Source organism: Paenibacillus sp. FSL H8-0457 (genome assembly GCF_038051935.1).
GTDB lineage: Bacteria > Bacillota > Bacilli > Paenibacillales > Paenibacillaceae > Paenibacillus_AQ > Paenibacillus_AQ lautus_A.
On sequence record NZ_CP150293.1, the window covers coordinates 5890476 to 5915327 of the forward strand.

The 24852-nt window shown below is 53.8% G+C and carries 17 protein-coding genes; 2 read left to right on the forward strand and 15 right to left on the reverse strand.

What is annotated here, in order from left to right:
• Positions 1–271: 271 nt before the first annotated feature.
• The 10 genes from MHI43_RS26340 to MHI43_RS26385 all read right to left on the reverse strand — a co-directional run bounded on the left by MHI43_RS26340 (position 272) and on the right by MHI43_RS26385 (position 15993).
• Entirely contained in the window at positions 272–3295 is a 3024-nt protein-coding gene (locus tag MHI43_RS26340) for a VWA domain-containing protein (protein ID WP_341283177.1), read from the reverse strand.
• Entirely contained in the window at positions 3279–5285 is a 2007-nt protein-coding gene (locus tag MHI43_RS26345; RefSeq protein WP_036666325.1) for a VWA domain-containing protein, read from the reverse strand. Before MHI43_RS26345 ends, MHI43_RS26340 begins: the two co-directional genes overlap by 17 nt.
• A gap of 260 nt (positions 5286–5545) precedes the next feature.
• Complete coding sequence (locus MHI43_RS26350) at positions 5546–6493, reverse strand: DUF58 domain-containing protein (RefSeq protein ID WP_036666324.1); 948 nt, start codon at positions 6491–6493, stop codon at positions 5546–5548.
• Positions 6490–7479, reverse strand: coding sequence for a MoxR family ATPase (locus MHI43_RS26355; RefSeq protein WP_015737213.1), 990 nt, complete (start codon positions 7477–7479; stop codon positions 6490–6492). Before MHI43_RS26355 ends, MHI43_RS26350 begins: the two co-directional genes overlap by 4 nt.
• A gap of 71 nt (positions 7480–7550) precedes the next feature.
• Positions 7551–9248: a phage tail length tape measure protein gene (locus tag MHI43_RS26360; protein WP_036666323.1), complete on the reverse strand. Its 1698-nt coding sequence runs from the start codon at positions 9246–9248 to the stop codon at positions 7551–7553.
• A 34-nt stretch (positions 9249–9282) separates the two neighbouring features.
• Entirely contained in the window at positions 9283–10230 is a 948-nt protein-coding gene (locus MHI43_RS26365; protein WP_015737215.1) for an ABC transporter permease, read from the reverse strand.
• Positions 10227–11156 (reverse strand): ABC transporter ATP-binding protein, encoded by a 930-nt coding sequence (locus MHI43_RS26370; protein WP_015737216.1) that lies wholly within the window; start codon positions 11154–11156, stop codon positions 10227–10229. The genes MHI43_RS26365 and MHI43_RS26370 overlap by 4 nt, the downstream gene beginning before the upstream one ends.
• Complete coding sequence (locus tag MHI43_RS26375; protein WP_036666322.1) at positions 11153–13513, reverse strand: hypothetical protein; 2361 nt, start codon at positions 13511–13513, stop codon at positions 11153–11155. Before MHI43_RS26375 ends, MHI43_RS26370 begins: the two co-directional genes overlap by 4 nt.
• A gap of 326 nt (positions 13514–13839) precedes the next feature.
• Positions 13840–14739, reverse strand: a complete 900-nt coding sequence (gene purU, locus MHI43_RS26380; RefSeq protein WP_036666321.1) for a formyltetrahydrofolate deformylase — start codon at positions 14737–14739, stop codon at positions 13840–13842.
• 132 nt (positions 14740–14871) lie between these two features.
• Positions 14872–15993 (reverse strand): deoxyribonuclease IV, encoded by a 1122-nt coding sequence (locus tag MHI43_RS26385; RefSeq protein ID WP_015737219.1) that lies wholly within the window; start codon positions 15991–15993, stop codon positions 14872–14874.
• Between the two features lie 125 nt (positions 15994–16118).
• Between MHI43_RS26385 and MHI43_RS26390 the strand changes: the two genes are divergently transcribed.
• Positions 16119–16592: a DUF2621 domain-containing protein gene (locus MHI43_RS26390; RefSeq protein WP_009594427.1), complete on the forward strand. Its 474-nt coding sequence runs from the start codon at positions 16119–16121 to the stop codon at positions 16590–16592.
• Between the two features lie 86 nt (positions 16593–16678).
• Here the strand turns inward: MHI43_RS26390 and MHI43_RS26395 are convergent, their stop codons facing one another.
• Positions 16679–17815 carry a copper amine oxidase N-terminal domain-containing protein gene (locus tag MHI43_RS26395; RefSeq protein WP_341283178.1) on the reverse strand — a complete coding sequence of 379 codons (1137 nt, stop codon included), beginning with the start codon at positions 17813–17815 and terminating at the stop codon, positions 16679–16681.
• 256 nt (positions 17816–18071) lie between these two features.
• On the opposite strand from MHI43_RS26395, the gene MHI43_RS26400 reads away from it, so the two are divergent.
• Positions 18072–18992 (forward strand): copper amine oxidase N-terminal domain-containing protein, encoded by a 921-nt coding sequence (locus tag MHI43_RS26400; protein ID WP_015737221.1) that lies wholly within the window; start codon positions 18072–18074, stop codon positions 18990–18992.
• A 107-nt stretch (positions 18993–19099) separates the two neighbouring features.
• On the opposite strand, the gene MHI43_RS26405 is transcribed toward MHI43_RS26400, so the two are convergent.
• From MHI43_RS26405 to MHI43_RS26420, 4 genes are all read right to left on the reverse strand, one after another.
• A complete protein-coding gene (locus tag MHI43_RS26405) occupies positions 19100–20947 on the reverse strand; it encodes a DUF6382 domain-containing protein (protein ID WP_036666319.1) in 1848 nt (615 codons plus the stop codon).
• Between the two features lie 12 nt (positions 20948–20959).
• On the reverse strand, positions 20960–21472 hold the full coding sequence (locus MHI43_RS26410; protein ID WP_036666317.1) for an A24 family peptidase: 513 nt from the start codon (positions 21470–21472) through the stop codon (positions 20960–20962).
• 147 nt (positions 21473–21619) lie between these two features.
• Positions 21620–22609, reverse strand: coding sequence for a TadE family protein (locus tag MHI43_RS26415; RefSeq protein WP_036666315.1), 990 nt, complete (start codon positions 22607–22609; stop codon positions 21620–21622).
• A gap of 17 nt (positions 22610–22626) precedes the next feature.
• A complete protein-coding gene (locus tag MHI43_RS26420) occupies positions 22627–24813 on the reverse strand; it encodes a hypothetical protein (RefSeq protein WP_036666314.1) in 2187 nt (728 codons plus the stop codon).
• Between the last annotated feature and the right edge of the window lie 39 nt (positions 24814–24852).

Consider the following 24852-nt stretch of genomic DNA (forward strand, 5'->3'; position numbering starts at 1 on the left):
GGAATGTTGAGAATATCATTTTGACTCTTATTGTATCACCACACGTCTTTCATTTCCATAACGTAATTGTCAATGTTGTGTAAAAGTCGTCAGGGCTGCCGACATCCCTCTTGCATTATTTCCCTTATTAGTCCGGTTATAACCGGATTCGACATCCGTTAAACGATTTAGGGGACATCGGCGGCATGGAAAAAGTTACTGCATTCGGGCAAAGAAAAAGCTTCGGCCTAAGCTGCAGATCGACAGCCGGACCGAAGCTTGCAGCGGCACATCAACGCGTGCCGCGTTTTTTGGCTTTGAGGAGGCGATCCATGGAGGAGCCTCCTTCCGGAGCCGGCCCGGTCTCCCCGGGCCGGCCGCTGCCGTCCCCCTGCGCCTTCGGCGGCGGGGGTGGCGGCGTGGGCGCGCTTCCCTTGCGCGCGCCCTGGCTTGCGGCCGGCTTCGCCTGCGCCGGCCGCTCCTCCCGCAGCGGGGAATTCGCCCGCTGCGACTCGCGCGCCTCCGGCGGGGCCTTGCGGCCCCCTGCCGGAGCTGCGCCGGGTGCCGGGGCAGGGCTTCCGCCCCCGGCACCGTGGCCCGCGCCGCTGCGCTCGCGCGCGGGCGGGGCCTTCGGCGGCGGCATCGCGGAGCTGCCGCCGTAGAACTGGGCGGCGCGGGCTTTGCGCGCCGCCAGCCGCTCGAGGCCGGCGTCAGGCGCGGCCTCTCTGGCAGGGGCCGGCCGCCTGCGGAGCAGGGCGGCCATCCGTGCGCCGATGGCGCCCCATGGCAGAGCCAGGCGCCGCACGGCGATGTCGGCGACCCACAGCAGCAGGGCCGCCGCCAGCAGCGGGTAGCTCCAATCATGGAGCTGCATCCGCGAGGTCGCCTCCCGGTCGAACACTTCGGCCGGGTCATCCCAGGATAACACGCGGCCCCCGGTCGCTTCGGCCAGCCGTTTCATCGCTTCCTCGCCGCTGCCGGAAGATAGCCGGTATTCCGGCGAATACGGCACAACGAAGCCGGTGCCCGGCGCAGCTTGCAGCGGCTCTTCCCCGCTCGCGTCCTCAAGGGACATGAGGAAGGCTCCCGGCTTGGAGACGTTGACGAGTCCGGTATAACGGCCCGGCGCCTCCTGAATGAGCTCCACCGTCTGCTCGCCGGCCTCGTCATCCCCGATCACCGCATTCAGTTTTTCCGGCGGATTCTCCCCATTGGCGATGACCTGCAGCTTCACCTGGTTGCCGGCCGTCTCGGTAGTGACTTCATAGGGCGACGACGTAAACTGCGGGAACGTCCACTTCACGATTTCGGTCAACGTATCGGCGAACCCGGACCACGACACCCACTCCTTGGACCACTTCCCGCTTAAATCGCTCGTCCATGCCACCGTCCGGCCGGATCCGTACTGCCATCGCGACAGGATCGGGTCCGGCTCCGGACTGGACAGAACCGTCTGGGCGGAAGACTTCGGCGTTGCCGCGACATAACCATAGAGCCCCGGAACGCCCTGCTGGAACAAACTCGCCCAATCGCCCGGGTTCTGAACGGCCGGGACAAAGGGTTTATCCACGATATAGGATTTGGCCAGCATCACGGCCTCCCGGCTGAATACGGCCGGCAGCGTGGTTTCATCCTCAACGAAATAATAACGGCCCTTGGCCGCATCCGCCAAGGATTGAAGCAGGTTGGTGTCCGCATCCATCCCGACCGCCACGGAAGACATCGTGATTTTGTTCTCCACCATCGTATCGGTCAGATCCTGATATCCGGAATTCATCGCGGACTGACCGTCGGTCATGAGAATGATATGCCTGCGCTGGGCGTCAATCTTCAGCATTTCCTCCAGCGCCGAGGAAACGGCAGGATAGATGTTGGTCCCTCCGGCACTCGGAATCGACTGGATGCTGCTTAGCACCTCTTCCTTATCACCGAGCTTCTGCGGCGGTACGACCCACCACGGCTGATCGTCAAAGGCGACGACGCCGACCGTGTCCTTGGCTCTCATCAGCTCCACCGTGCGCATGGCCGATTCTTTGGCCAATTCGATCTTGTTGCCGTCCATGCTGCCCGAACGGTCGATGACCAGTATGAGGCCAAGCGATGGAATCTCCCGCTTGCCTTCCAGCTCCATCGAGACCGGCAGCGCCTTTTCGATCGGGGTTTTAAAATATCCTCCCATCCCGAAGCTGTCCTCGCCGCCCGCCATCATAAACCCGATGCCGAAGCTTCGGACCGCCTGCTCGATCAGCTCCATCTGTTTGCCGCCGACGTCACTGCCCGAAACGTTATTAAAGATAATGCTGTCGTACACGGCATACTTGGCCGCTTCCAGCGGGAGCAGCTCCGGCGGAATCACCTCGGTGCCGATCATGCCGGACTGAAGGGCTGCCGTGATATTCCCCGACGTTCCAGGGGTTCCTTCCACGATCAGCACGTTCGGCGGACCTTCCACCCGGGTGAAATCGAACGCTGCATTATTGGCCGAGGCTTCATCTCCGTCCATGAAGATTTCGGCACGGTAACGGTGGAGTCCCGGGTTCTTGGCCAGGCCCTTCACGGCGTACCGGTTCTCGCCTGGTGTTACATCCACGCGTTCCCGGCCGATCTCGCGGCTATCCTCGTAAATGCGCAGTTCGCCGGAGGTCTTGAACGTGCTGCGAACCATGACCTCCACATAGAACGACTCCGCCTGATACAGCTTGTCCGGAACCTTCAGCTCCTCCACGGCAGCATCCTGGACGGCCTGCTTCGGAGTCGGAAGCACGTCAACGGCTATCCCCCGATCCTTCAGCAGCCTTCCCGCCGCCGCCATGCTGCCCACATTCTCCTCCCCGTCGGAGATCAACACGATTCGGGAATCGCTCCTGCCCTCGAACAGGCTGCCGGCCAGCTGAAGACCGGATTCCAGCCCGGTAAACCGCTGCTCCAGGAGCGCGTTCAAGGAAGCGCCCGCATGCTCCGCAGGGGATAGACGCCGTTCCACGGCGCCTTCAAGACCCGTAGAAACAACGGCGGTGCCATCCTTCTCGCCTTTTGCCGCAAGGGAATCGTTGATCCAGCTCGTGATCCGGGCCGAATCCCCCATGCTGTCGGAACGGTCAGCCAGATACACGACCTGTTTATCCCTGAGAACGGTAAAGCCATGCAAACCCGAAATCATAAGGATTAATAATAGAATGACGCAGGTTCTAAAGAATAAGGCCAGTTTTTTGCGAAAACCGCTTAATCGGAAATCCGATTTGTAGGCATAGTAGAGAAATAAACCTGCCGGAATCAGCAGCAGCAACAACCATGGTTGGCTAAATTGAACGCCCACGCTGGTACACCCCCCATTCCGCTGCGATCACAGCCAGTGCCAAAGCGGCCAGCCATGGCATTAACGAGCCGGCACGGTTCGTCGTTTCGTTACTCCCGGATGTGCCGGAATCAGCTCCCGCTTCAGACTCACCCGCGTTCGTTGCCGCTTGACTTACCGCCGGGCCTTGATCGTTGCTCCAATCCGCCTCGTACGGGTCTGCAGTTACAGCAAGCCAATAATTAAGCTTCTCGCCCGCTTCATTCTGCTGTTCAAAAGCGTACAGCCCCGGATATTCCGGCACGAGCTGTACCGGCGATATCCCTTGCTCATTCCTCAGGACATCCGCAGCAGGGAGGCCGTCAGCCAGAGCAAGACCGCTCTTGGGGATCCATTTGGCCGCTACCGTATCCGCTGCAATCGGAATATCCGCTTGCGCGCCGGCCATATATCGGCCAAGCCCGCTTCCCTTGCCTGAGGTCATCCACTCCAGCGCATTGCTGACCATGACCGGAAATTCCGGCGATAACGGAAGGTCGCTATCCTGAAGCAGGAAATTGAAGGATAATCGAGGCCGCCCGTTTTCGCTTCCCGCATATACGATCGGTTGATCCCCCAGCTTGATGACGGGTTCCCCCCAAGCAGGGGCCTGATCCACCAGCGTACCGAAATAGACCCCGGACAAGGTGACATAGGCAGTCACCGGATGCTTGGCAAGCACGGCGCGTCCTCCTTGGTTGCCGACTTTGTCACCTTCTCCGCCAATCGTCCATAACGGAGTCTTGGCCATCAGACCCGCCCACTTCCCTTGCCGGAATCCCTCCGGCAATTTCCCGTCGACGACAAACAGATCAAATTCGCCTTCGGGCACGGGCGGCACATCCGCAGCTGCCCTGCCCTTACCCGCCTCCTTATCCGCACTGCCGTTGTTCTCGGCGGTCTTAGCTTTGGATTCGTCCAAAGCTACCCGGGTGACTTCGGCACCGCTCAGCTGAAGCGCCTTCTCCAAGAACAGATTGCCTGAAGTCAGCAGCAGGACGCGCGAAGATCCGTGACCCAAACCGAACGCAAAGGAATGATTGTCTGCCGTATACCCGTCATCCTGAGATAACTCAAGTCGGTACACTTCAGCAAACGGCAGATCGGTAAAGGATTCGGTTAATCTCTTCCCCGGCTCCAATTCAAGCATCCTGCTGGTCAGCAGCTGTTCATCTCCGTAAAGATTTACTTCGGCCGATACGGATGTCTCGGCATTCGTGCTGAGGACGGCGACCGCCGCATAAGATGAATCCGCATTATCTCTAGGTGAAATGCCGAATTGATCAATGGACACGTTATGCGGGAGCTCGCCCTGCACCTTCTCAACGGAAACCGGAACCTGAAACGCTATGGGGGCCGTGTCCGGCTTCCAGTAGCTGTCCGTAAAAATAACGACCTCTGCATCATGCTCTTCCCGCGTCAGCGCCGAAGCGAGCGATAAGGTTTCCCTGTAGGACGCCTGTCCGTAATAGGGACGTAAACCATCCACGGCCTTATCGATGGCGGCACGGTCGCTTTCATGGGATACAAGCGTCATGGGACTTGCTCCTACGGACAGCAGGGTGATCTCGCTCCGTCTCCCTCGGTCCTTCACATATTCCTTAATTCGTTGCTGCATCAGCTCCAGCCTGGTTGCGGCTCCGCCTTCAGCGGACGGCTGCATCTGCGCGCTCATGCTGCCCGAGGTATCGGCAACGATGACCACATGGGCGCTGCCTCCGCCGGACACCTGCATAAAGGGCTGCATCAGTGCGAAGACCATCAATGCCGCAGCAAGCAGCTGGAGCCACAGCAGAAGCCGGTTCTGCAGCTTCTGCCACGGCCTGTTGGCCTCCAGGTTCCGGAGCACCCGCTCCCACAGCAAGTGGCTGGGAACGGTTGTATCCACATATTTCCGCTTGAACATATACATGAGCACGATGGCCGGCAGCGTTAAACCGAACCATAGACTCAGCCAAGATTGAATCCCCAACGTGTCCCCTCCTTACTCCCATGGACCCTGACTAACGAGACATGCCTGTACTTTCCCCGAGCATCGGATGAAGGCCTATCCATCTCTTCCTATTTTTCGAACAAGATTTCAACTTGTTCGTTTCTTGAGATCGCAGACAGGTCCTGGTGAAGCCTGTTAAGCAATCGCTTGTGTATCATCTCTGTTTCCTGTCGCCAAACCTCCGAAAGCATGAGGAATCCTGCAGATGCATGGACAGCACCTCTATAGGAGGTCCCGCTCTATCCAGTAACCAGACCAGCTCCCGCAAGCACCCCGAACATCGCGTCCGTAAGCGGCATATCCGCCGGAATGAGCACGTAAGACATGCCCCGTTCCGCGCATACGCGGGACAGCATCGTCCGGTATCGCTCCAGCTCCTCCTTGTAAGCATCCAGCACTTTGCCCGTCAGCGCCACTTCCTTGCCGCTCATCGTTTCGCTGTCCACCAGCCGCAGATCGCCGGATAATTTAGGCTCCAGCTCCTCCCGCGACAATACATGCACCAGCACCACTTCCTGTCCGGTACCGGACAAAAGGGAAAGCGACCTGAACAATTCCTCCTCGCCGCCCTCCAGCCAAAAATCGGAGAACACCCAGGTCATTCCCGGCTGCCGGGGCAGTGCGCCAGGAACCGCAAGCGCTGCGCCCAAGCTGCCCTCGCCTCCCGTTTCTGCCCCTTGCAGGAACGAAAACAGGCGATGAGCCGAGCCCTTTCCTCTCATGATCGGAAGACGGGCGTTAATCGAACGGCTGTAACAGGCAACCTGCAGCCTGTCGTAAGACGACAACGCCATGTAGCCGATGCTTGCGGCGAGTTGACGCGCTAGCAGCCATTTAGGGCTGCCCTTCGTTCCCTCCGGATCGGCGGTGCTTGGTTCCGTAGGCGATGACATGACGGCCCCCATCGATGCGGAGCAATCCACTAACAGGCTCACGGTCAGCTCCTGCTCGTCCATGAATTGACGAACGAAGGCTTTTCCCGTACGGGAATAAACGCCCCAGTCAAACCTGCGGACATCATCCCCGGGGGAATACACGCGGTAATCGGCGAATTCGAGGGACGAGCCGAGCCGGCGGGATCGTCTCTTTCCCTGCAGCGTTCCGGCGACCCGGCGTTTGGCATCCAAGCTCAAGCGCTCCAGACGGGGGAGCCATTCCGGAGGAAGCAGGTGCGCGCCCCCGCTCACGCGGATGCCTCCAGCGCTTGCAGAACCTCCCGAATGACATGGTCCGTGGTAATGCCGAGCGCCTGCCCCTCGAAATTCAGGAACAAGCGGTGTCGCAGCGCTGATAAAGCCACGGCGCGAATATCGCCCGTGGATACATGCATCCGCCCGCTGCACAAGGCCCGGACTTTGCTTACCGAGATGATGGACTGAATGCCGCGCGGTCCGGAACCGAACTGGACGTATTTACGGACAGCCTCCGGTGCGGCCGCCTCCTCCGGATGCGTCATCATCAGCAGACGAACCGCATAATCCAGAATCTCTTCGGCGACCAGCACTTCCTTCGCCCCGCGCTGGATTTCCAGCAGCTCGTCCCCGGTCATTTGCCGTTCCACCTGGAATTCGTGTGAGGACGTCGTCCGCTTCACGATTTCCTTCAATTCGTCCGCGGTGGGATAAGATACTTCGATCTTCAATAGAAAGCGGTCAAGCTGGGCCTCCGGCAATGGATACGTCCCCTCGTTCTCCAAGGGATTTTGCGTGGCCAGAACGAAGAAAGGCTTTGGCAGCTGATGGGTTACGCCCCCCACGGTGACGGTCTTCTCCTGCATCGCCTCCAGCAAGGCGCTCTGGGTTTTGGGCGTGGCCCGGTTAATCTCATCGGCCAGCACGATGCTGCTGAACAGCGGACCCTTTTGAAAGGTCATCCCGGTGTCCCCGTGCTGCCCGAACGACAGGATATTGGTGCCCGTTATATCGCTCGGCATCAAATCCGGCGTAAACTGTATGCGGGAAAAGGACAGGTCCAACGCCTCCGACACGGTGCGGACGAGCATCGTTTTGCCGAGACCCGGAATCCCTTCCAGGAGGGCATGGCCCCCCGCAAAGATACACCAAAGCATCTGCTCCACAACATCCTGCTGTCCGACAATCACCTTGCCGATATGTTCGCGCAGGCCTGATATTTTCTCCATCCATTCCTGTGGTCTCACTGCAATATCCGACATGGACGAAACCTCCATCTTCTTGGTAAAGTTCAAGTTCTCATTCTAGCTTCGGTGCTCGGCTCTTCGATCCCTTACGGGTTCGGATTGATCTGTATGAAATATTCCTCAACCAACCCTTGCATCTGGTCCGGCAGCTGATTGCGGTCTAACGTTTTGCGCGCTTCGGTCTCATAATCGCGGTACACTTCCTCATAAGGCCTGGACATGCCGGGAACCGTCGGCGATACGCCGCCCTTCTGTATATCTCCGCCGCTGCCTTTGATCTCGCCGGAATCGTTCTGCACATTGCCGCTGCCCTTATAATCCCTAGGGATGGTGACGAGCTCACGGCCGCCTGAGCCAAGACCGGCTCCGCTGCCTGTGCCGCTTCCCGATCCGCCGCTGCCGCCCGAGCCGGAACCTGCTCCTGAGCCCGAACCGCTTCCCGATCCGGAGCCGCTGCCTGTGCCGGAGCCTTGACCTTGGCCTTGACCTTGGCCTATACCGGAGCCGCCTTCACCTGGGGCTCCCTCCGAGCCCTCTCCTTGTTCGCCCGAGCCTGCACCGGAGCCGGCCTGAGCCAACGCCTCGGCACTGCCGCCGTTACTCCAGGCATCGGATACCGACATCCCTGCAGCCGCCATCTGATCGGCCAAGCTCAATCCTTGCGAAGCAAGGGAGGACGCCAGCGAGGACGCGGACTGCGACTGGCTGTCCGACGCGGCTTTGGCTTGCGCTGCTTTCGCCAGCTCCTCGGCCAGCTGCTGGAGCGCTTCTTCCAGCTCCTTCGGCAGCTTGCCCTCCTTCAGCGCATCGGCCGCATTCTGGAGCTCCTGCTCCAGCTTGCCGTCTTCCATCTGCTTGGCAGCTTCCTCAGCCAGCTTTTTCAAAGCATCGGACAGCTCGTTCTTCTCTTCCTGGGACATCTTCTTCACCTGCTCGGTGAGTTTCTTCATTTCCTGCTTCAGTTCATCGGCCATGCCCTCGGCAAGCTTTTTCCCCACCTGGGACAGCGCCTTCTCCTGCTGCATTTGCTTAGCCAGCTCCGACAGCGCCTTTGCTTTTTCCTCCTGCTGTTTCGCCAGTTTCTCCAGCTCTTTCATGGCTTCTTCCAGCTTCTCCAGCGCTTGCTCGGGATGCTTCTCCTGCTCCAGCGCTTTTTTCAGTTCATCCAGCTTTTCCTGAAGCTTTTTTCGATCGGCAGGATCCAGCGTTTCCTTCTGGAGCTCCTCCGCCAGCTGTTCGGTTTTGGCTGCCTGCTCCTTCATCCAGCTCTGCGCCTCTTTGGCAGCCTCCACCTTCTTATCCATCGGGTTCGGAACGAACACCAGGATGAGTACGGCAGCAAGCGAGGCACCGCAGATCAGAAGCTGTTTTTTTCGGCTAGGGGAAGGCAGACGCTCCGGCAGCCGTTCCGCAAAACGCGCACCGTAACGCTCCGCCTGCTCGCGCTGCCATTTGGCGGCCAACGATTCTTCCTCCTTGAACGACAGCGCCGTCACCATCATATCGCTTCGCTCCGCTCCGTCCGGAACATGGTCCATCGCTGAAGCCGCTTCTTCGATCGGCACCCGATGCAGCCAACCCCATAACAAGCCTATGAAGCCCGCCCCCACGGGAACGGCCACGGATGCGACGGGAAGCCAGGCTATAGGCACGAATCTCCCAAGCACCAGGAGCAGCAGCAGCACGGCCAACCCTGCCATAAGCCCGTATAACGCATACGTGATGACGCGGAACCGCTGCAGCCGCCGTCTTGCGGCTTCGATAAAACGCATGATGTTGTCCATTGCTCTCCCTCCTTACCGTACTCCTTGCATGATGTTACGCTTCGTTCCCGGCCGTTTCCGGCTCCTGCGGCAGCTGGGTTTCGTTCTTATCCTTGCGTTTGCGCCTTGCGACAGGACGGATATTCCGTACGGCAACCCACAGGGCAAGAACGATCACCACCGAATACACGATGAAAAATTCCAGCCACAATTCGATCGGAGCTTTGCTGTTCAGGCTTCCGCCGCGCAGCAAGAACGCGTCCCCTGAAAAAGACGGGTTGAACAAACTCATCATCGCCCCGGCCGGGTTCAGGCCCAGCACATAACCGACCCAAGAATAGGTGCCCGGTACGATCGGCTGCCCGCTTTGATACATATTCCGCTGTTCGATACCCATTAAGAACAGGTACAGCAGACCTGTAACAAGGAATATGATCAGTCCGGCCCCATAAGTGACGATAATCGCGACGATGGTTCTTTTGAATAATGTGGAAAACATCACGCCGAGCGAACCGAGCAGCAGCATCACGAATAAATAAAAGGCAAACACGGAAACCAGCTGCTTCGGCGAAATCCCGCCGTACAGGAACACAATGCTGTAGACCGGCAGCGTAGCCAGCACGATCAGCGTCATGAAGCTGAGTGCCGATACCAGCTTGCTCAGCACGATCGTAGCCGAGCTCTGCTGCGTCGTCAGCAGCATGCTCAGCGTTTGCTTCTCCCGCTCGCTGCTGATGACGCCCGCCGTAAGCGCAGGGGCCATGAACGCGATAAGGACAAGCTGGGCAAAACTCAGGACATAGAACATCATCTGGCTCATCTGCGGATCGAATCGCTGAGGCCCCTGCTGTCCCAAATATAAGAAGAGATAAATGAAGCCCATGGCTATGGCGCCTAGCGCCAATACATAAAACAACACCGACAGCATGGAACGCGTAGAACGCATCCGCAGCCGGAATTCCTTGTCGATGACCGGGTTGATCAGCTTTCTGCTCCAATTCATTCGCGGGGCCCTCCTTTGGTAATTTCGAGGAATACATCCTCCAGATTGCTCTGCGCTTCCTGAAACGAGACAATCGGAATTTCCCAGGAGACCACCTGCCGAAGCAGGGCGCTTTGCTGCGCGTCATCCCCGCCGTAATGAACATGGACGCCGGTGTTATCCGTTAATACCGACGTGACGAATGGTTCATCACGCAGTTTCTCAGCCAGCTCCTCTTCACGCTCCAGTGTGCGAATATGAATGACTTTTTTCACGCGAAGGCGGCTCTGAATATCGGCTACCTTGCCTTGGGCAACCATCTCGCCGTGCTCGATTACCCCGATCTCATCCACCATCTCGGCCAGCTCAGGCAAAATATGCGATGAAATGATGATGGTCTTGCCCATGAGCTTCAGTTCCTTCAATATTTCGCGCATCTCGATCCGCGCCCGCGGATCCAGCCCCGAGGCCGGCTCATCCAGGATCAATACCTCCGGATCATGCACCAGGCACCGGGCCAAGCATAAACGCTGTTTCATCCCCCGCGAGAGACTGTCGACGTACGTATCCGCCTTGTCGCTCAGGTTGACGAGCTCCAGCAGCTGTGGAATGAGCTGCTCCCGCTCGGCGCGCGGGATGCCGTAACTTGCCCCGTAGAAATGCAGATATTCTGTAGACTTCAGCTGATCGTACACGCCGAAGAAATCGGGCATATAACCGATCCGCTTGCGGACCTCTTTGGGATGCTGGGTCACGTCATAGCCGCCGACCTTGGCAACGCCCGAGGTAGGAAGCATCAGGGTAGCCAATATGGACATCGTCGTGGATTTGCCTGCTCCGTTAGGACCGACAAATCCGAATACCGTCCCTTTTTCGATATGAAGACTGATATCTTTCAGCGCATGGAACGCTCCGTATCTTTTGCTCAGATTTCTAATCTCGATCATTGAGTGGCCTCCCCTTTCACAGACAGCTCCGGCATCATAAAGTTGGTCTGATCCTTGGCGGTGATCATGAATCGGATGCGATTCCCCACGATATACTGCTCCGGATTCTGGTTAATGGTATGCACATTGTTCGCGTCTGTAACAGGCTCCCATTCGCTCTTCTTCGAGTTCCAGATCTCCATCGTGACGTTGTTGTTGAATTTGGTGCCTTTGATGGACAATTCGGAATACTTCACTTGGCCTTCGGATATGAGCGGGAATTCGGCGATCAGATTGCCTTGTCCCATTTCAACCCCATGCGGATAAACCCCGAACATCGGCGAATTCACCTGCGATATCTCCGGAGACAGGAAGCCGTAAGGAATGTTGATTTCCCCGTTCAGTCCCCAATCCATTTCCACCGGCTGTATCCAGAAATTGAGCTGATCGCTGTCCACCTCGGCGCCTTTCAGCGTATAATTCGTCAAATGGTCTTTGCTCCATCCCAGAATGTAAGCATCCTTGTTGACCATTCCCTTCGAGTATCCGTAGTTGGACAAAATGTCGCGCTCCCGCTGTTTCAGATCATTCTGCGAGTATGGGTACAGCATCCCGGACAAGTCACCGCCCGTAAATTTGATGATTTGTTTCGGGTCCTGAGGAATGGCAGCCGCCTCGCCCTTCTTGATATCTCCCAGCTTATAGGCACTGCCTCCGACAACCAGCACCACCTCGGTTAAATCGTTAATGGTGTCATTGGTGATCTTACCGTTTAATCCCCCTTTGGCATCCAGCTTTAAATCCATGGCAAGACGTCCCATCTCCTCCGTACCCTGATGGTCCACCCATACCTTGGCCAACGACCATTGGGACATGTCCCGAAGCTCCAGCGTCGTGGACTCCTGACCTACCCGGACAAAACTTTTGTTCTCGGCGGTTCCTCCAAACGTGTTCCGGGACTGCCCCGTTTTCAAATACGTATTCTCCCCAAACTCCAAGGCATAGTTCCCGCTTCGAGGCGTGAAGAATGCAGAAGCGGTCGATTTCACCGCATCTCCCTGGCCATTTAGTTCAATCAGATTGATGGTATGCGCGAGCTCGCGCGTCTTGTCCGACGAGCCGACCGCATAGACGGAAGCGCTCGCGATGACGGCAATGATCGGAATCAAGAACCACGCCCATTCCCGCTTGTCCGCCTTCTTCAATATATAGTAGAGCAGCGGTGCGACGACGACCGCATAAATAATGAGCATCCACAGCAGCAGCGTGAAGGAAGGCATCTTCAGCGACGGGAAATACTCCAGAACATAATTCAAATTGTCCATGAGCGAATTGTAATACATGCCATTCTGCGAATTCATCATCGGCAGGTTATTGCGCAGTACCGATGCCCACGCGTCCGGATGGCCTGCCCAAGAGCTTACCGGCTCCATCGCCAGATCGTAAGCGGCATATTGAACGCTACCCTGGCCGTAAGCCTTCGAGGCAAACAAAGGTTGTCCGTCCGCGGCAATCCCGATTTGAGCGCCTTCCACCGCTTTCGCCGTAGAAATGGTAAATGGCCCATCCAGTTTCAGCGGTTTCCCGCCAAGCTTCTCCAGTTCATCCAGCGAATTCACGGTCGCGGTGCCATTCGCAGCGACCGGCGATATGTCGGCAAACGGCGCCGCCGTTTTGGCATACCCCGCGCCCCCGGCCAGAACCAGGGTGCCGCCGCCATTGACCCAATCCGTAATCGCCTTTTGTTGAAGCTCAGACAGCGTATCGGATGCATAATTGTTCATTACGATGACGTCCAGCCCGTTCAGCAGCATCGCATCCGTAGGAATGCTTGCGTCCTTAAGCGGGAACACGTTCACGCTGCTGCCTTTGCCGTTCAGGACGTTCATGAAATTCATCGTGTCCGGATCATCGGACAAGACGGCCATGAGCGCGCCTTGATACGGAGAAGCCTGCACGTAATTTTTGCCTGTGGCAAACGGTACCTGCTTCCCCTTCGTATAAGAACCTTCATAGAAAAGGATTTGGTTATTGTCTTTATTCAGTACGGCTCCCGGAATGCCGATCACGACTTCCTTCGGCGTATCCTTCGGCAGGTCCACCTGCTGAACATAAGAAGTCTGATACCCGAAGCCGTTGTAGTTCTGAATCTGCACGACCACATCGCCGGATATATCCCGGTCGCTCGTTAGGGTGAGTTTGAGCGGGTTCCATTTCTCATGTTTGATTTTGCCTTGGTAGCCCATTTCGGATTGAATGCCAATCTTCGCTCCGTCGGCGTAGACGTTTCCTGCCGGAATCGACAGAGATAACGTTGCCACAATCAGCAGAGCCACCATCGGCAGCAGCATCCACGTTTTCTTTGTATAAAACGACAACTGATGATTCCCCTCTCCGCATATAAATTGCTGTTCAAAGACAAAAGATGCATAGGTTTTAGAAGATGTATGTAAAGACTCTCTTCACAAGCTCAACTATATTGACGAGTCGAATTTATAAAAAGTTTGACGTATACTTCCATAAAAAGCTCCAAGGAACCATTTTTTCAGCTTTTGGCAAGAAATTCGTGTTATTACTTAAGTCAAATATAAAATAAAATCCCGCTCCAAGAAGAGGAGCGGGATCAAGGGGTAATCCATTGCAGCGTTAAAGTGTCAGGCTGCTCCATTATACTCTCTATGATGAATCGTCGGAATGACCAGAATTAGCTGAATACAACCGTTTTATTGTTATGGACCAGAATCCGATCCTCGACATGCCATTTGACGGCTCTTGCCAGCACCACGCGTTCGATGGTACGTCCGATGCGCTTCAGCTCATTGACGTCGTCCCGGTGGCTTACGCGCTGCACGTCCTGCTCGATAATCGGTCCGCCATCGAGCTCTTCCGTTACATAGTGGGCGGTTGCCCCGATAATCTTGACGCCGCGGTTATATGCTTGCGCATAAGGCTTGCCGCCGACGAAGGCCGGGAGGAAGGAATGGTGGATATTGATAATCCGGTTCCGGTAATGATCGATAAAGGTTGGCGAAATAATCTGCATGTAACGCGCAAGGATGATCACGTCGATATCATCGCCGATCACTTCCAACTGACGCTGCTCCGCTTGAGGCTTCGTATCCGCCGTAACCGGAATGTGGTGATACGGGATACCGAAGGATTCCACGTATTCCTTCATATCCAGATGGTTGCTGACCACCAATGCGATATCCGCATCCAGGTCGCCAGCCTGCCATTGCCACAACAACTCTACAAGGCAATGATCCTCTTTCGAAACAAAAATCGCCAGGCGTTTCTTGCGGGCGGCATGGTAGATATTCCATTCCATGCGGAATTGATCGGCTACTTCCCGGAAGGATTCCTCCAGCTGGGGAAGCTTCGTGTTCAAGTCCTCCAGGTCGAACTCAACCCGCATAAAAAACATGCCGCCGGCCGGGTCCATCGTATATTGGTCAGACTGAACGATATTCGCGCCATGCTGATACAGGAACTGGGATACTGCTGCCACGATTCCCGGTCCATCCGGACAGGAGATCAGCATGCGGGCACGATTAGGGTACTGACCTGCCGCAGACGGCAGATCCTTCTTGATGTGAATTTCCATGAGACTCGGTGATCCTCCTTTTAAATCTGCAATGAACATGAACGGCACCTCTCAAGAAAAACAATCCGCAGCATGCGGACGTTTTCTTGAGAATGCCTCAGTTTCTTACTAATATGCCATTTCTAATGAAGCTTAGGATGTCAGGGAAACACCCGACAACCAAGCGATCAGGCGCTGATTGATCTGCTCCTCCGACAGGTCGGACAGCAGGCCGGCCGCCATGACCATATCGTACAGGCGCTCCATCGGTTCGCGCGGATCGGCCTTTTTGGCTTTGGCATCATTCTTCAGCAGCGTCCAGGTATCCAGTACAAATGAACGGGACTCGATGCCTTCCTTGGCAAAGAAAGCACCCAGCTCTTCCACTTGCTGCGTGAAAGCTGGACCGAAACGGCCCTCCACATCCCCGCGCAGAAGCGCAATCTCGATCTCGTACATCGGACGCTGGGTTTTTGGATCTTTACCGATCCACGGCGTTTCGAGAATGAACGGTCTGCCCTGGAGCTTCTCGTGATGAACCACTCGCTGAATGGCTTCATACCCGATCCATCCGGTTCCAATCGGCGTATGACGGTCTTTGCCCGCTCCGCGCGGGTTCTTGCTGTCGTTCACGTGGACGACCGTTAAGCGGTCGAGTCCGATCAGCTTGTCGAACTGCTCCAGCACGCCGTCCAGATCATTCACGATATCATATCCCGCATCATGAATATGGCAGGTGTCCAGGCAAATGGCTAATCGGTCGTTGTACTTCACCTTATCAATAATGGAAGCAATTTCTTCAAAGCTGCGTCCCATTTCAGTACCTTTGCCGGCCATCGTCTCAAGCGCAATCTTCACTTCGGTCTCATCCGTACCGCCTAGCACTTCATTAAGACCTTCCGCAATTCGGTCGATGCCGTATTCCGCATCCTTGTCGGTATATGCGCCGGGATGGAGAACGATGTTCTTCACGCCGACCGCATGCGTGCGGCGAATCTCCTCCTGCAGAAAGCTCACCGCCAGCTCAAACGTATTCGGCTTGTACGATCCGAGGTTGATAATGTACGGCGCGTGGACCACGATTTCTTCAATCCCGCTTTCCTTCATGGCGGCTTTGCCTTCTTCGATAAACATGGAGTCGATCGGCTTGCGGCGCGTATTTTGCGGCGCGCCGGTATATATCATGAACGAGCTTGAGCCGTATGACGTGGCTTCAGCCGTCGCAGTCAGCAATCCCTTGTCCGAAAACGACACGTGGGAACCAATTTTCAACATGCTGCATCCCCCTTTTTTAACACACAATTACACCTATTTTAGCTTGTATATCGAAATAAATCTAGAAATGCGTTATAATTCTCATGAAAGTGTCATGTGACAATAATCATTGAGGTGATATACAGATGAAGAGCACAGGGGCCGTCATGGGCTATTTGTCGTCCAGTGCGCCGCCGTCATGGTTCATGAACTCCATTGCCTTCTGGGGATGGGTCATGCTCGGGCTGATGGGCATCGGCGGATTTTTCATGTTCCGCAAGTTTCTGAAAGTGCTTCCCAAGGCCGACGGCAAATCGAAGCTCGATTGGCAAAATTACTGGGTAGAGCGAAGCCGCCCGCTGTGGACGGATGAATCCAAAGCATTTCTGGACGAGCTGGTGCAGCCTGTTCCGGGACCGTTCCGGGATATCGCCAAACACTCCATTGCAGCCGAAATCGGCAAAATCGCCGTCGAATCCGGCGCAACCGAAGTAACCCGGGATCACTGCATCAAAGGTTACATCGTGGCTACGCCGAAGCGGGATTACAAATTCCTGATGAACTTCCTCCAGAAGAAGGAAATCGACTACAAGCCTTATCAGCATTTGATCAATAAGTAATGAAGTAATTATATGGAATGGCGGTACTTGTCTTAAATGAACGGACAAGCCGTTTGGTCATTTCCCCCAAGTCCTCGTACAAAGGATTAGGGGGATTCGTTTTTTAAGTCTGCTAAATTGAAGGGATACAAATCAACTTGGCTTGTTGTTTTACTCTTATATAGGAACAAAAGCGTATTCTCCTCTTGTTTATTGAAGCGAATGATAAGCTCGCGGTCCGGTTCATTATTTCTGTCCAAGGCAACTTCTTCGAGGAACTTTTTCTCTGATAGAGGAAGCGGTAGTATCTCATGAACATACGCGGTGATTTCACGCATTCGATGATAGAGTATCAGATGCTGCGTACCATATTCCCGCAAGATCATGTACGAATCCGTAACGTATTCGATCATATAGACCTCGTCTTTTTTTCCGGTAAGCTCCCCTAGATCGAATGAAGACACCACTTCTCCTTGATGATTCAGAAACTCTGCATGCTTGCCATCCGTGAACAATACTTTTCCTTGCAGATCGTACAGGCTGTACGTGTTGGTATCCGGATAATATCCCATGAATCCGAAGTGCGATTCCTTTATGATCTGTCCATCCTTCACAAAAACCTGGCCGGATCTCTTACCTAATGCGGACATCCCTACTGCTTCATATAGTCGCACGTACGAACTGTTGTCGGACAGTCTTTCCACTTGGAGATGTCTCAGCTCCTCTACCAGGATATCCAATTTTCCAATGAGCGACGGTGTCCTGTTTCCGATGGCTTGATAGAATTCACCATTCTTCCGGTTAAGCCAAAATGTAATGCCCTTATCTGTTCCCATAGCGTAACTGCTGCCAACAGATAACGTCTTCGTATCGGATTTCCACCTCACTTCCTCACTCACGGCCTCGGCAACAAACCGAAGAGGAATGTACAGCTTTCCGTTGATGACTTCCGCAGAAGTCTGGAGTTTTTTCTTTTCCTTGTTCACGTCAGCAACATCGGATCCTGGCTGCAGCGTCATTTCAAGATTTACGCCATACAGACTCGCCCTTTGCTGTCGTTGATTCCAATGCACCTTCAAACCCAAAATATCGCCGACCTCCCGAAGAGGAAGCAATACTCTTCCATCCTTCATCATTACCGGGTCTTCCAAGGTGAAGAGCGATTTGAATGGCCCATACTCCACACTTGCTTTTACGAAAGAAGAGGCGGCATGGGAGGGGCTGGGAAGCAGCAACCATAACACCAAAAACAAGGGTAACCATAATAAGCCCCTTTTTATCACATCGATCATTCTCCTTCATCTCCTTGAAATTAAATCCTATGTAATAAACCTTTATCCATGGGGATTGGTTACGGCCTGAAACAAAAAAATTCATCTCATAGCCAGATAAGATGATCCAACTGGTTGATTTCAAGAAAATCATGGAAATAAATCATGGATCACGTATAATAGATTGTTATAAGAAATCTAACCCATAGTCCTAGGAGGAGAGAATGGCGTGAAGTTAAAGTTAGCAATTATTATAGTTTTACTATTTACATGTATCGTGCCTGCCGCAGGAGCAGCACCTGCTAATATCGTCAATGTGGATGGCGTTAAAGTGGGGCTGCGTCAGGCCCCTATTTTGCGAGACGGGGTGACCCTAGTACAATTCGCTCCTATATTCAAAAGCTTGGGCCTCTCTGTAAAATGGGATCCTTCCAAACAGCAGATTACAGGAACTAAAAAAGGGATCAACCTTGTGATGACCGTTGGCAACAAAAACGCTTATGTAAACGGCTCGCGAATACTGCTCGAATCTCCTCCGGTATCCTTGAACGGAAACATTTTCGTCCCGCTTCGCTTCATTAGCGAAGCCACTGGAGCAACCTTGGCCGTAAATGGAAACATCATCAACATTACCAGTTACAAAGGGACAGAGCCCTTTGTGCCTAAGCCAACACCGATCCCGCCGGTAAAAACGAAAGCGGTAAAAATCCAAGAAGAGTTGGAATCCAAATACTCGAACCTCTCTTTCGGAAAATTGCACCTAAACAACTTAACTTATGGCATAACCGATGATTCGGATTCGCTCACCATTGCCGTAGAAATTTCGGACGAACAAACGATGCAGAACATTATCGACACCTTTGACAGCAAACCTTCAACGGGGGATCAGCTTACCAAAAACATTGCCAACCATGTACATAAAAAATATGGCTACAAAAACATCAATATCTTTATTATTACTTTTTTTATGAGTTCGTCTTATCCAAGCGGATATGATGCACAATATAATATCTTCGTTCCGGAATACAATGTGTACGTTACACGCTGGCCCTTATACGGAGGATCTTATAATTACTCAAAAAAGATCGCTAACTGGTATTTTGACCCAACTGGCGATACGGAGTACCTGATCTATTCTAGCTCGTTATAAAAATGTTGTACTCAGACTTCATAAAGACAGAACAAAAAACCCCGGGTGTTATGTTAAAGCGGAATCGCTGCCTTTCAACCTCGGGGTTCTTTATGTACTATAAAATCTTATCCCTTACGCAGGGTAAACGTCCATCCGGCAATAATAAAGGCATCCCCCTCCGTCAGAGGGTATTCTTTATAAGGCACCATGGATTCTCCCTTCAACATCGTACCGTTTCTGGAACCCAGATCCTTCAGGACGTATCCACCGCTTTCGCGCGAAAGCTCCACATGCGCCCGTGAAGTCCCCACACCCTGAGCGACGAATTGGGCTACATCGGGAGACCTGCCGATGATGAAATGGGGCTGATGCAGTTCAATCCGCTGCGGGACGGCTGCATTCGGTTCATTTAACTCAAGATAGTCCCTGGCTGAAAGTTGTCCGGCCGGACGAGCGGCAGTATCCGGACTTAACAGCACGGTAGCTCCCCCACCACCAGAGGACGAAAGCACCTCCGTCCGTTGGGACAGCTTGGCATAATAATCCCCTTCTTCCCCAAAAGAATCTCCTTCCCCGGCGTTAGGCGAACGCGAAAAAGCCTGGTCCCGCAAAGACTGTACGGTAGATCCCGCTGAAGGGTGATCCCGCTCAAGGTTAAATGGTGATTTAGGAACCTGCCATCTCCAATGCTCCTTCCCCTCACCAAGCTCTGCTTCTGCTGCTTTCCCTGAATCTGCTGCCTGATTTCCTGTAAGAAGACCGGATAAGGGATCTGCCTCAAAACGCGGGACGGACTTCCACTTGGCATGCTCCTGCGGACTCAGCTCTGTGGATTCAAACACGGGCAGTGAACCGGACCAATCATCCGCTCTCCGTGAGAGCAGCCGGAGTTTGCCCGTGTAGCCGAGCCAAGCGATCACGGCAAGCAGAATCGTAATCCCTACCGATAGCCCCAGCATCAGCGGACCGGGTTGATTCATGTACAACATTCTCCAAGCTCCCGCTGCTGCGAGCAAACATCCTAGCAGAATATAGGTCCGAATCGGCGAAGACTTGCCGTGCTCCGCTTCATCAAGACTTGAGTCATCTGTGCCAGATGACCACGCAGGAAGACCTGATGGGGTGCGACCGACATGAGAATTACCTTCTTCGTTTCGGCCGCTCTTCCCAAACATCTCGTTGGTACGTTCCGTCAGGCTCCGAATTAAACTCTGTTTATCCGTGTTGCCGTCATTCACCGTCTGCGGTACTGCACCCCGGCTGTGAGCCGGTCCTGCAAATGAGAAGGCAGGCCTGGTGCTGTTTGAGGGATTATCGGTATAGGGCAATCCTTCATTCAGACGTACAGGCACTGCCATCTTCGCTTGCGTTCCTGCTTGATCGCCTTCACCATCTTCTCCTGCAAGCAGTTCAATGATAAGCCGCTTAAGTCCCGGCAAATTGAAGCTCTGTTCACTGCAGAAGGACATCAATGCTTGTATCCCTCCTCCTTTCAGCTCCGAGACAGATAAGAGAAGCCTTGTCATAAGCTCCTTAAGCGTTACAGGGAGACGGTTACTGCTTGTCTCATTAACGGAAAGGGGAACATAAGTTAAATATAATGTGCCAAGATGCAGGGAACCTTCAACAAACAGAAAATCCTCATGAAGTATGTAATTCTCGGGTTGAAGCATATATAGCCTGCTGTCCTCCAATGCGGTAGCGATCTGCAGCAGCAGCCCATAGTACTCGGTCAACGTCATGCGCTCGCTCTTCAATGCCTGTGACAGCATCTTTTTGCCGGTGATATCATATTCCAAGGTTACTTTGTAATCGACTTCTTTCATATGCAGCTTCAAAAAATGCGGGATTCTCGAAGAACGAATCATGCCCAGCTGCACATGATTCAGTTCTGCTGACTGGATCCCTTCATTCCGATCCAGCACCATGATCGTTCCGCCGTTTTGCATAAAATCCGCCTTTAATCCGAACATAAGCGCCGCCTCCTACATGTGCAGTACTAGATACGTGCTGATCATGCCAGGAAGGACAGCCATCATAAAGGGAAATCGCAAGTGCTCCTCCTGGCTGTTGCGCCACGGCAACCAGCTCTTCATTACAAAAACTCCGGCGATACTCTCAACGACATGGCGTACTCGCTTCATCGTCTCCCGCCGCCAGAGCAGAATGAGCAAACCGATGGCACCGGCAAAAAGGACAGAATACATAATGCCCTGGAAGGTAAACCACAAGCCGGTCCAGGCGCCGATCCCACCGAACAGCTTAACGTCGCCCGCTCCTACAGCCCCTATAAAATACATGATCAACAAGATGAGAAACCCTGCTCCAAGACCCTTCAAAGAAAAGAGCAGGCCTTCCCATCCGTCCAGAGCGCCATGAAAGATCGGACCGGACAACATAGCCGATACGGTTAGAGCATTCGGTATCTTCATGGAACGAAGGTCTGTAATAAAGGCCGCAATCAGATAAACGGCACAAATACCAAAGGCAACGGCCACACCTATCAACCTCCCCTGCGCGACTATTCAAAGGAATAGCCTGGATAGAACTTTAACTATGGATACACAACGAGTTTCATCTATTTAAAAAACTTTTCGCGGATATAACTTTAGAACCCTATATTTCATAACTTGCTCTTAAACCTCTCATGAATCCGACCGCGCTACCACCGTAAACGGCACCTCGATCCGCTGCCCGTCGGCCGTCTCAACCACAAACAGCCAAGTCCCCGGCGTTGTATTAAATCCCACGTTCCATTCCCAATCGATATAGCCGTTACTATCTGCGGTCTTCCAACCCAAATATTTAGCCGTGCTCTGGCCGCTCTTATAATAGACTGATAATTGAGCGCTGGCCCCTGGCTCTACTTTCACCTTCACCTTAGCCTGCTTGCTTGCGACGGCCGGATTCGGCTTCTCCAACAGCTCAATGGCTCCGTTCTCTGAGCCGTCCCCGTTCCCCGAATCGTCTCCGCCTTCTCCGGTGTCTCCAATCCACAGCCTCTCCTTGGCCTTCGCTTGCAGCACGATGCGTTTGTTCAAGAAAGGAACCCGGATTGGAAGGGCATAATTCACCTCAATGCCAAAATAAGGACTCGTGCCGATCTTCAAATTGGGTATGTGAACATTCGACACATGGATTCGGTCATAATCCAGAAGGCGGTCAGGCATGAACGGCTTCATCATCGGCTTAACCACGGGGTCGAGTACGGCTTCCACGGTTTGGTTCTTAAGCTGCTGCAGAGGCTCCTCACCTGTAGTGACGGCTTCCGTGATCCACTCCTTAGCAGGAGAAGGAAGCGAGTCGCTATATTTCGAAACCCAATCGGACAGCGATAATTTGGGTATTTCCCAATGGGACGTGCTGGGCGTGCCTTCGCTTGTTCCGTTACCGCCTGCATTCGCCTGCACGGCTAGAGAAACAGGATACATATGGGCCGCTACGGTTTTGACGGTATCGGAAACGGTGCTTTGGAGCGCCGTCGATATTAACGTCATCTGCACGATATATATGAGAAAAATGACAAAAAACATAAACATCGGCAGCACAAGCGCAGCTTCCACGACCATGCTTCCTTGCTCCGCCGACGCTTTGCTCTTACGCAAAGGCTTTCGTAATACCGATAAACATTTCATTCAAGTAACCCCTAATCCTAATAGGAAAAATCCGCCTTGCGCTTGACCAAGTACCGACTTCCTTGAACTTCATCCCCGTCGCTTCCGAATGCAACGCCGATCGACTTCGTCACTCCCGGAAGAAACCATAGACGCATGGCCGTCCTAACTTCCCCTGAAGCGTAAGTAAATCGCTCCGCAGGATTGATGCCGGTGTTTAATCGTATCAGCGCCAGCATGCGTGATAACTTCTTCTCGTTATTGCTGTGAATAAACAAAAATATTCGTAAATGATCCCTGTAGGTAAGCTCAACGGGTACATACTTGGAAAGCTGAACGCTTCCCTTCTGACACAGCTGGATCATATCCTCGATAGCCTTCTCGATCCCATACAGGATGGCTGCCGCCAAAACCGCCAACGGATTTCCTAATTTGCTGTTGACGACGAATCCTTCCATCGTTCGAATCGCGAGCCTGGAAGCGAAGATTTCTGCATAAGCCGCCGATATATTCCCGGCGGGGTTGTGGAATCCGTACAGAATATATTCCACTTCCTGATTCCCGATAGCGAACTCCCGCACTATCTCCTCTCCCGTGCTGGACCCGTCAACGATTCCGGATAAGTTCCCGACATCGAAATGCTGATAATAATGAACGGCGTACTCATTCTGAAACAGTTCATCCCTAACACCGCCAAGCACGTTCCCCATAAATCCAAACATACCGTCCATATTATCCATTGCTTGTTTGCCGGCATCATACGGATCGTCGTCTAGCGGCTTTCCCTTACTCATGCTGTCTGCTTCCGCATTAAATTGAAGGCTTTCGTCATAGTACTGCTGGAGTTCACGAAACTCATCCATAATGGCTTGATGCTGCCCATTCAGCCCGTTGATCGCCTCGATGGCTTTGGATGCCTGCTTCAGCTTCTGATTGGCCAGCTTCTCCATCGCTTTCCGTTCCTTATCCGATGTGCGAAACTGCTCCAATGCCGCCTGCTGCCGATCCATGATATTTCCGCTGCCTGATACCCCATAATTAGAAATGTAATTCTGCAATTCGCGGCTAGCTTCGATCACGGCTCCCTTCATCCCCTCCCCGCCCAATGAAGACTGTAGCGCGGCCACAGCTCGGACAACCTGTTGATAACGACGCTCCTGGTTGTCAATTTCTTGCCGAAAGCCGTTTAAGAAGTCATCGCCATGAATTAATTTGTCCGCTTGCTTCCGAATGGATTGGATCATCTCCGCTTCTGACCCGGAGGAATCGGCTGACCCCGGCGTTACGTCATTCGTCACTTGGTCATACCCCGCATTAGATGAACGGTTCTCGGATTCCTTGATGACCTGCTTCATCTCCTCGTTCAAACTCCTGGCTTCCTCCCATAATTGCTGCGCGTCCGCTAGGAGCTTGTCATTCTCCCGCTGAAACCGTTCGGCCTCTCTCGATATCTGCGAGCCGATGGAAGACATTCCGCTCCGGTAAGCCATGAGCAGAAGCGTATACTGTTTCTCTTTGGGGGGCCTGTCCGCGTCCTCCTGTTGTTTATCTTTATAATCCTCATACTGCGATGCCCCTTCGGCAGCGGTTTGGATGCTGCCCCCGAGCGAAGTATCGTTGATCGGTTGTCCAGGCGGATCCATAACCAGCTTCGATAGACGAATCGCATGCTCACCCGCCTTGCGCTGTTTTGCCAGCATCTCATCCAGCGCCTCTTCCCGCTTGTCATACAGCTTGCGCAGCTTCTTAAGCACATCGACCGTATTGGAAGCTTCCTTCATGGACTGCGATAACGGTTTGAACTTGCCCACTAATTCCAAAGTGAAATCGATCGGCGCTTTATACTTCATGTCCTCGATGATCTGCCGGTTGAAGATGTCATAAGTGCCCAATGGACGCTGAAATTCAAGCCCCGAGCTATCGAGTTCCATCGCCATTAACCGGAACGCATCGCTGCGGTCTCCCGGGTTCAAGCTGTCATTCAGCACATTGCCCATAATGAGATCCCCGCTGGTGCCCCCATGGGCATACAGCCCGTATTCCTTCTGCAGCTGCGGATCGTAGGATGACATCACGGAGCGTACGGCTGCTCTTGTCAGCCTCTCGCTTTGCACCTTCATGGCCGCGATACGCGAAAAATCAATGAATATGGCTACAAACATAAATACGGCTGCCAGGGCGATAATCAAAAAAACAGATACAGATCCATCGGACGATCGGCCCACCTCTCTCCTTCTCCAACTAGACCGCGCTTTCCCATGCTT

Coding starts and splice junctions, on each gene's coding strand:
- MHI43_RS26355 (WP_015737213.1), bottom strand. CDS start 7,479: ATGTCGGATATTGCAGTGAGACCACAGGAATGGATGGAGAAAATATCA.
- MHI43_RS26360 (WP_036666323.1), bottom strand. CDS start 9,248: ATGGACAACATCATGCGTTTTATCGAAGCCGCAAGACGGCGGCTGCAG.
- MHI43_RS26365 (WP_015737215.1), bottom strand. CDS start 10,230: ATGAATTGGAGCAGAAAGCTGATCAACCCGGTCATCGACAAGGAATTC.
- MHI43_RS26370 (WP_015737216.1), bottom strand. CDS start 11,156: ATGATCGAGATTAGAAATCTGAGCAAAAGATACGGAGCGTTCCATGCG.
- purU (WP_036666321.1), bottom strand. CDS start 14,739: ATGGAAATTCACATCAAGAAGGATCTGCCGTCTGCGGCAGGTCAGTAC.
- MHI43_RS26385 (WP_015737219.1), bottom strand. CDS start 15,993: ATGTTGAAAATTGGTTCCCACGTGTCGTTTTCGGACAAGGGATTGCTG.
- MHI43_RS26390 (WP_009594427.1), top strand. CDS start 16,119: ATGAAGAGCACAGGGGCCGTCATGGGCTATTTGTCGTCCAGTGCGCCG.
- MHI43_RS26405 (WP_036666319.1), bottom strand. CDS start 20,947: ATGTTCGGATTAAAGGCGGATTTTATGCAAAACGGCGGAACGATCATG.
- MHI43_RS26415 (WP_036666315.1), bottom strand. CDS start 22,609: ATGAAATGTTTATCGGTATTACGAAAGCCTTTGCGTAAGAGCAAAGCG.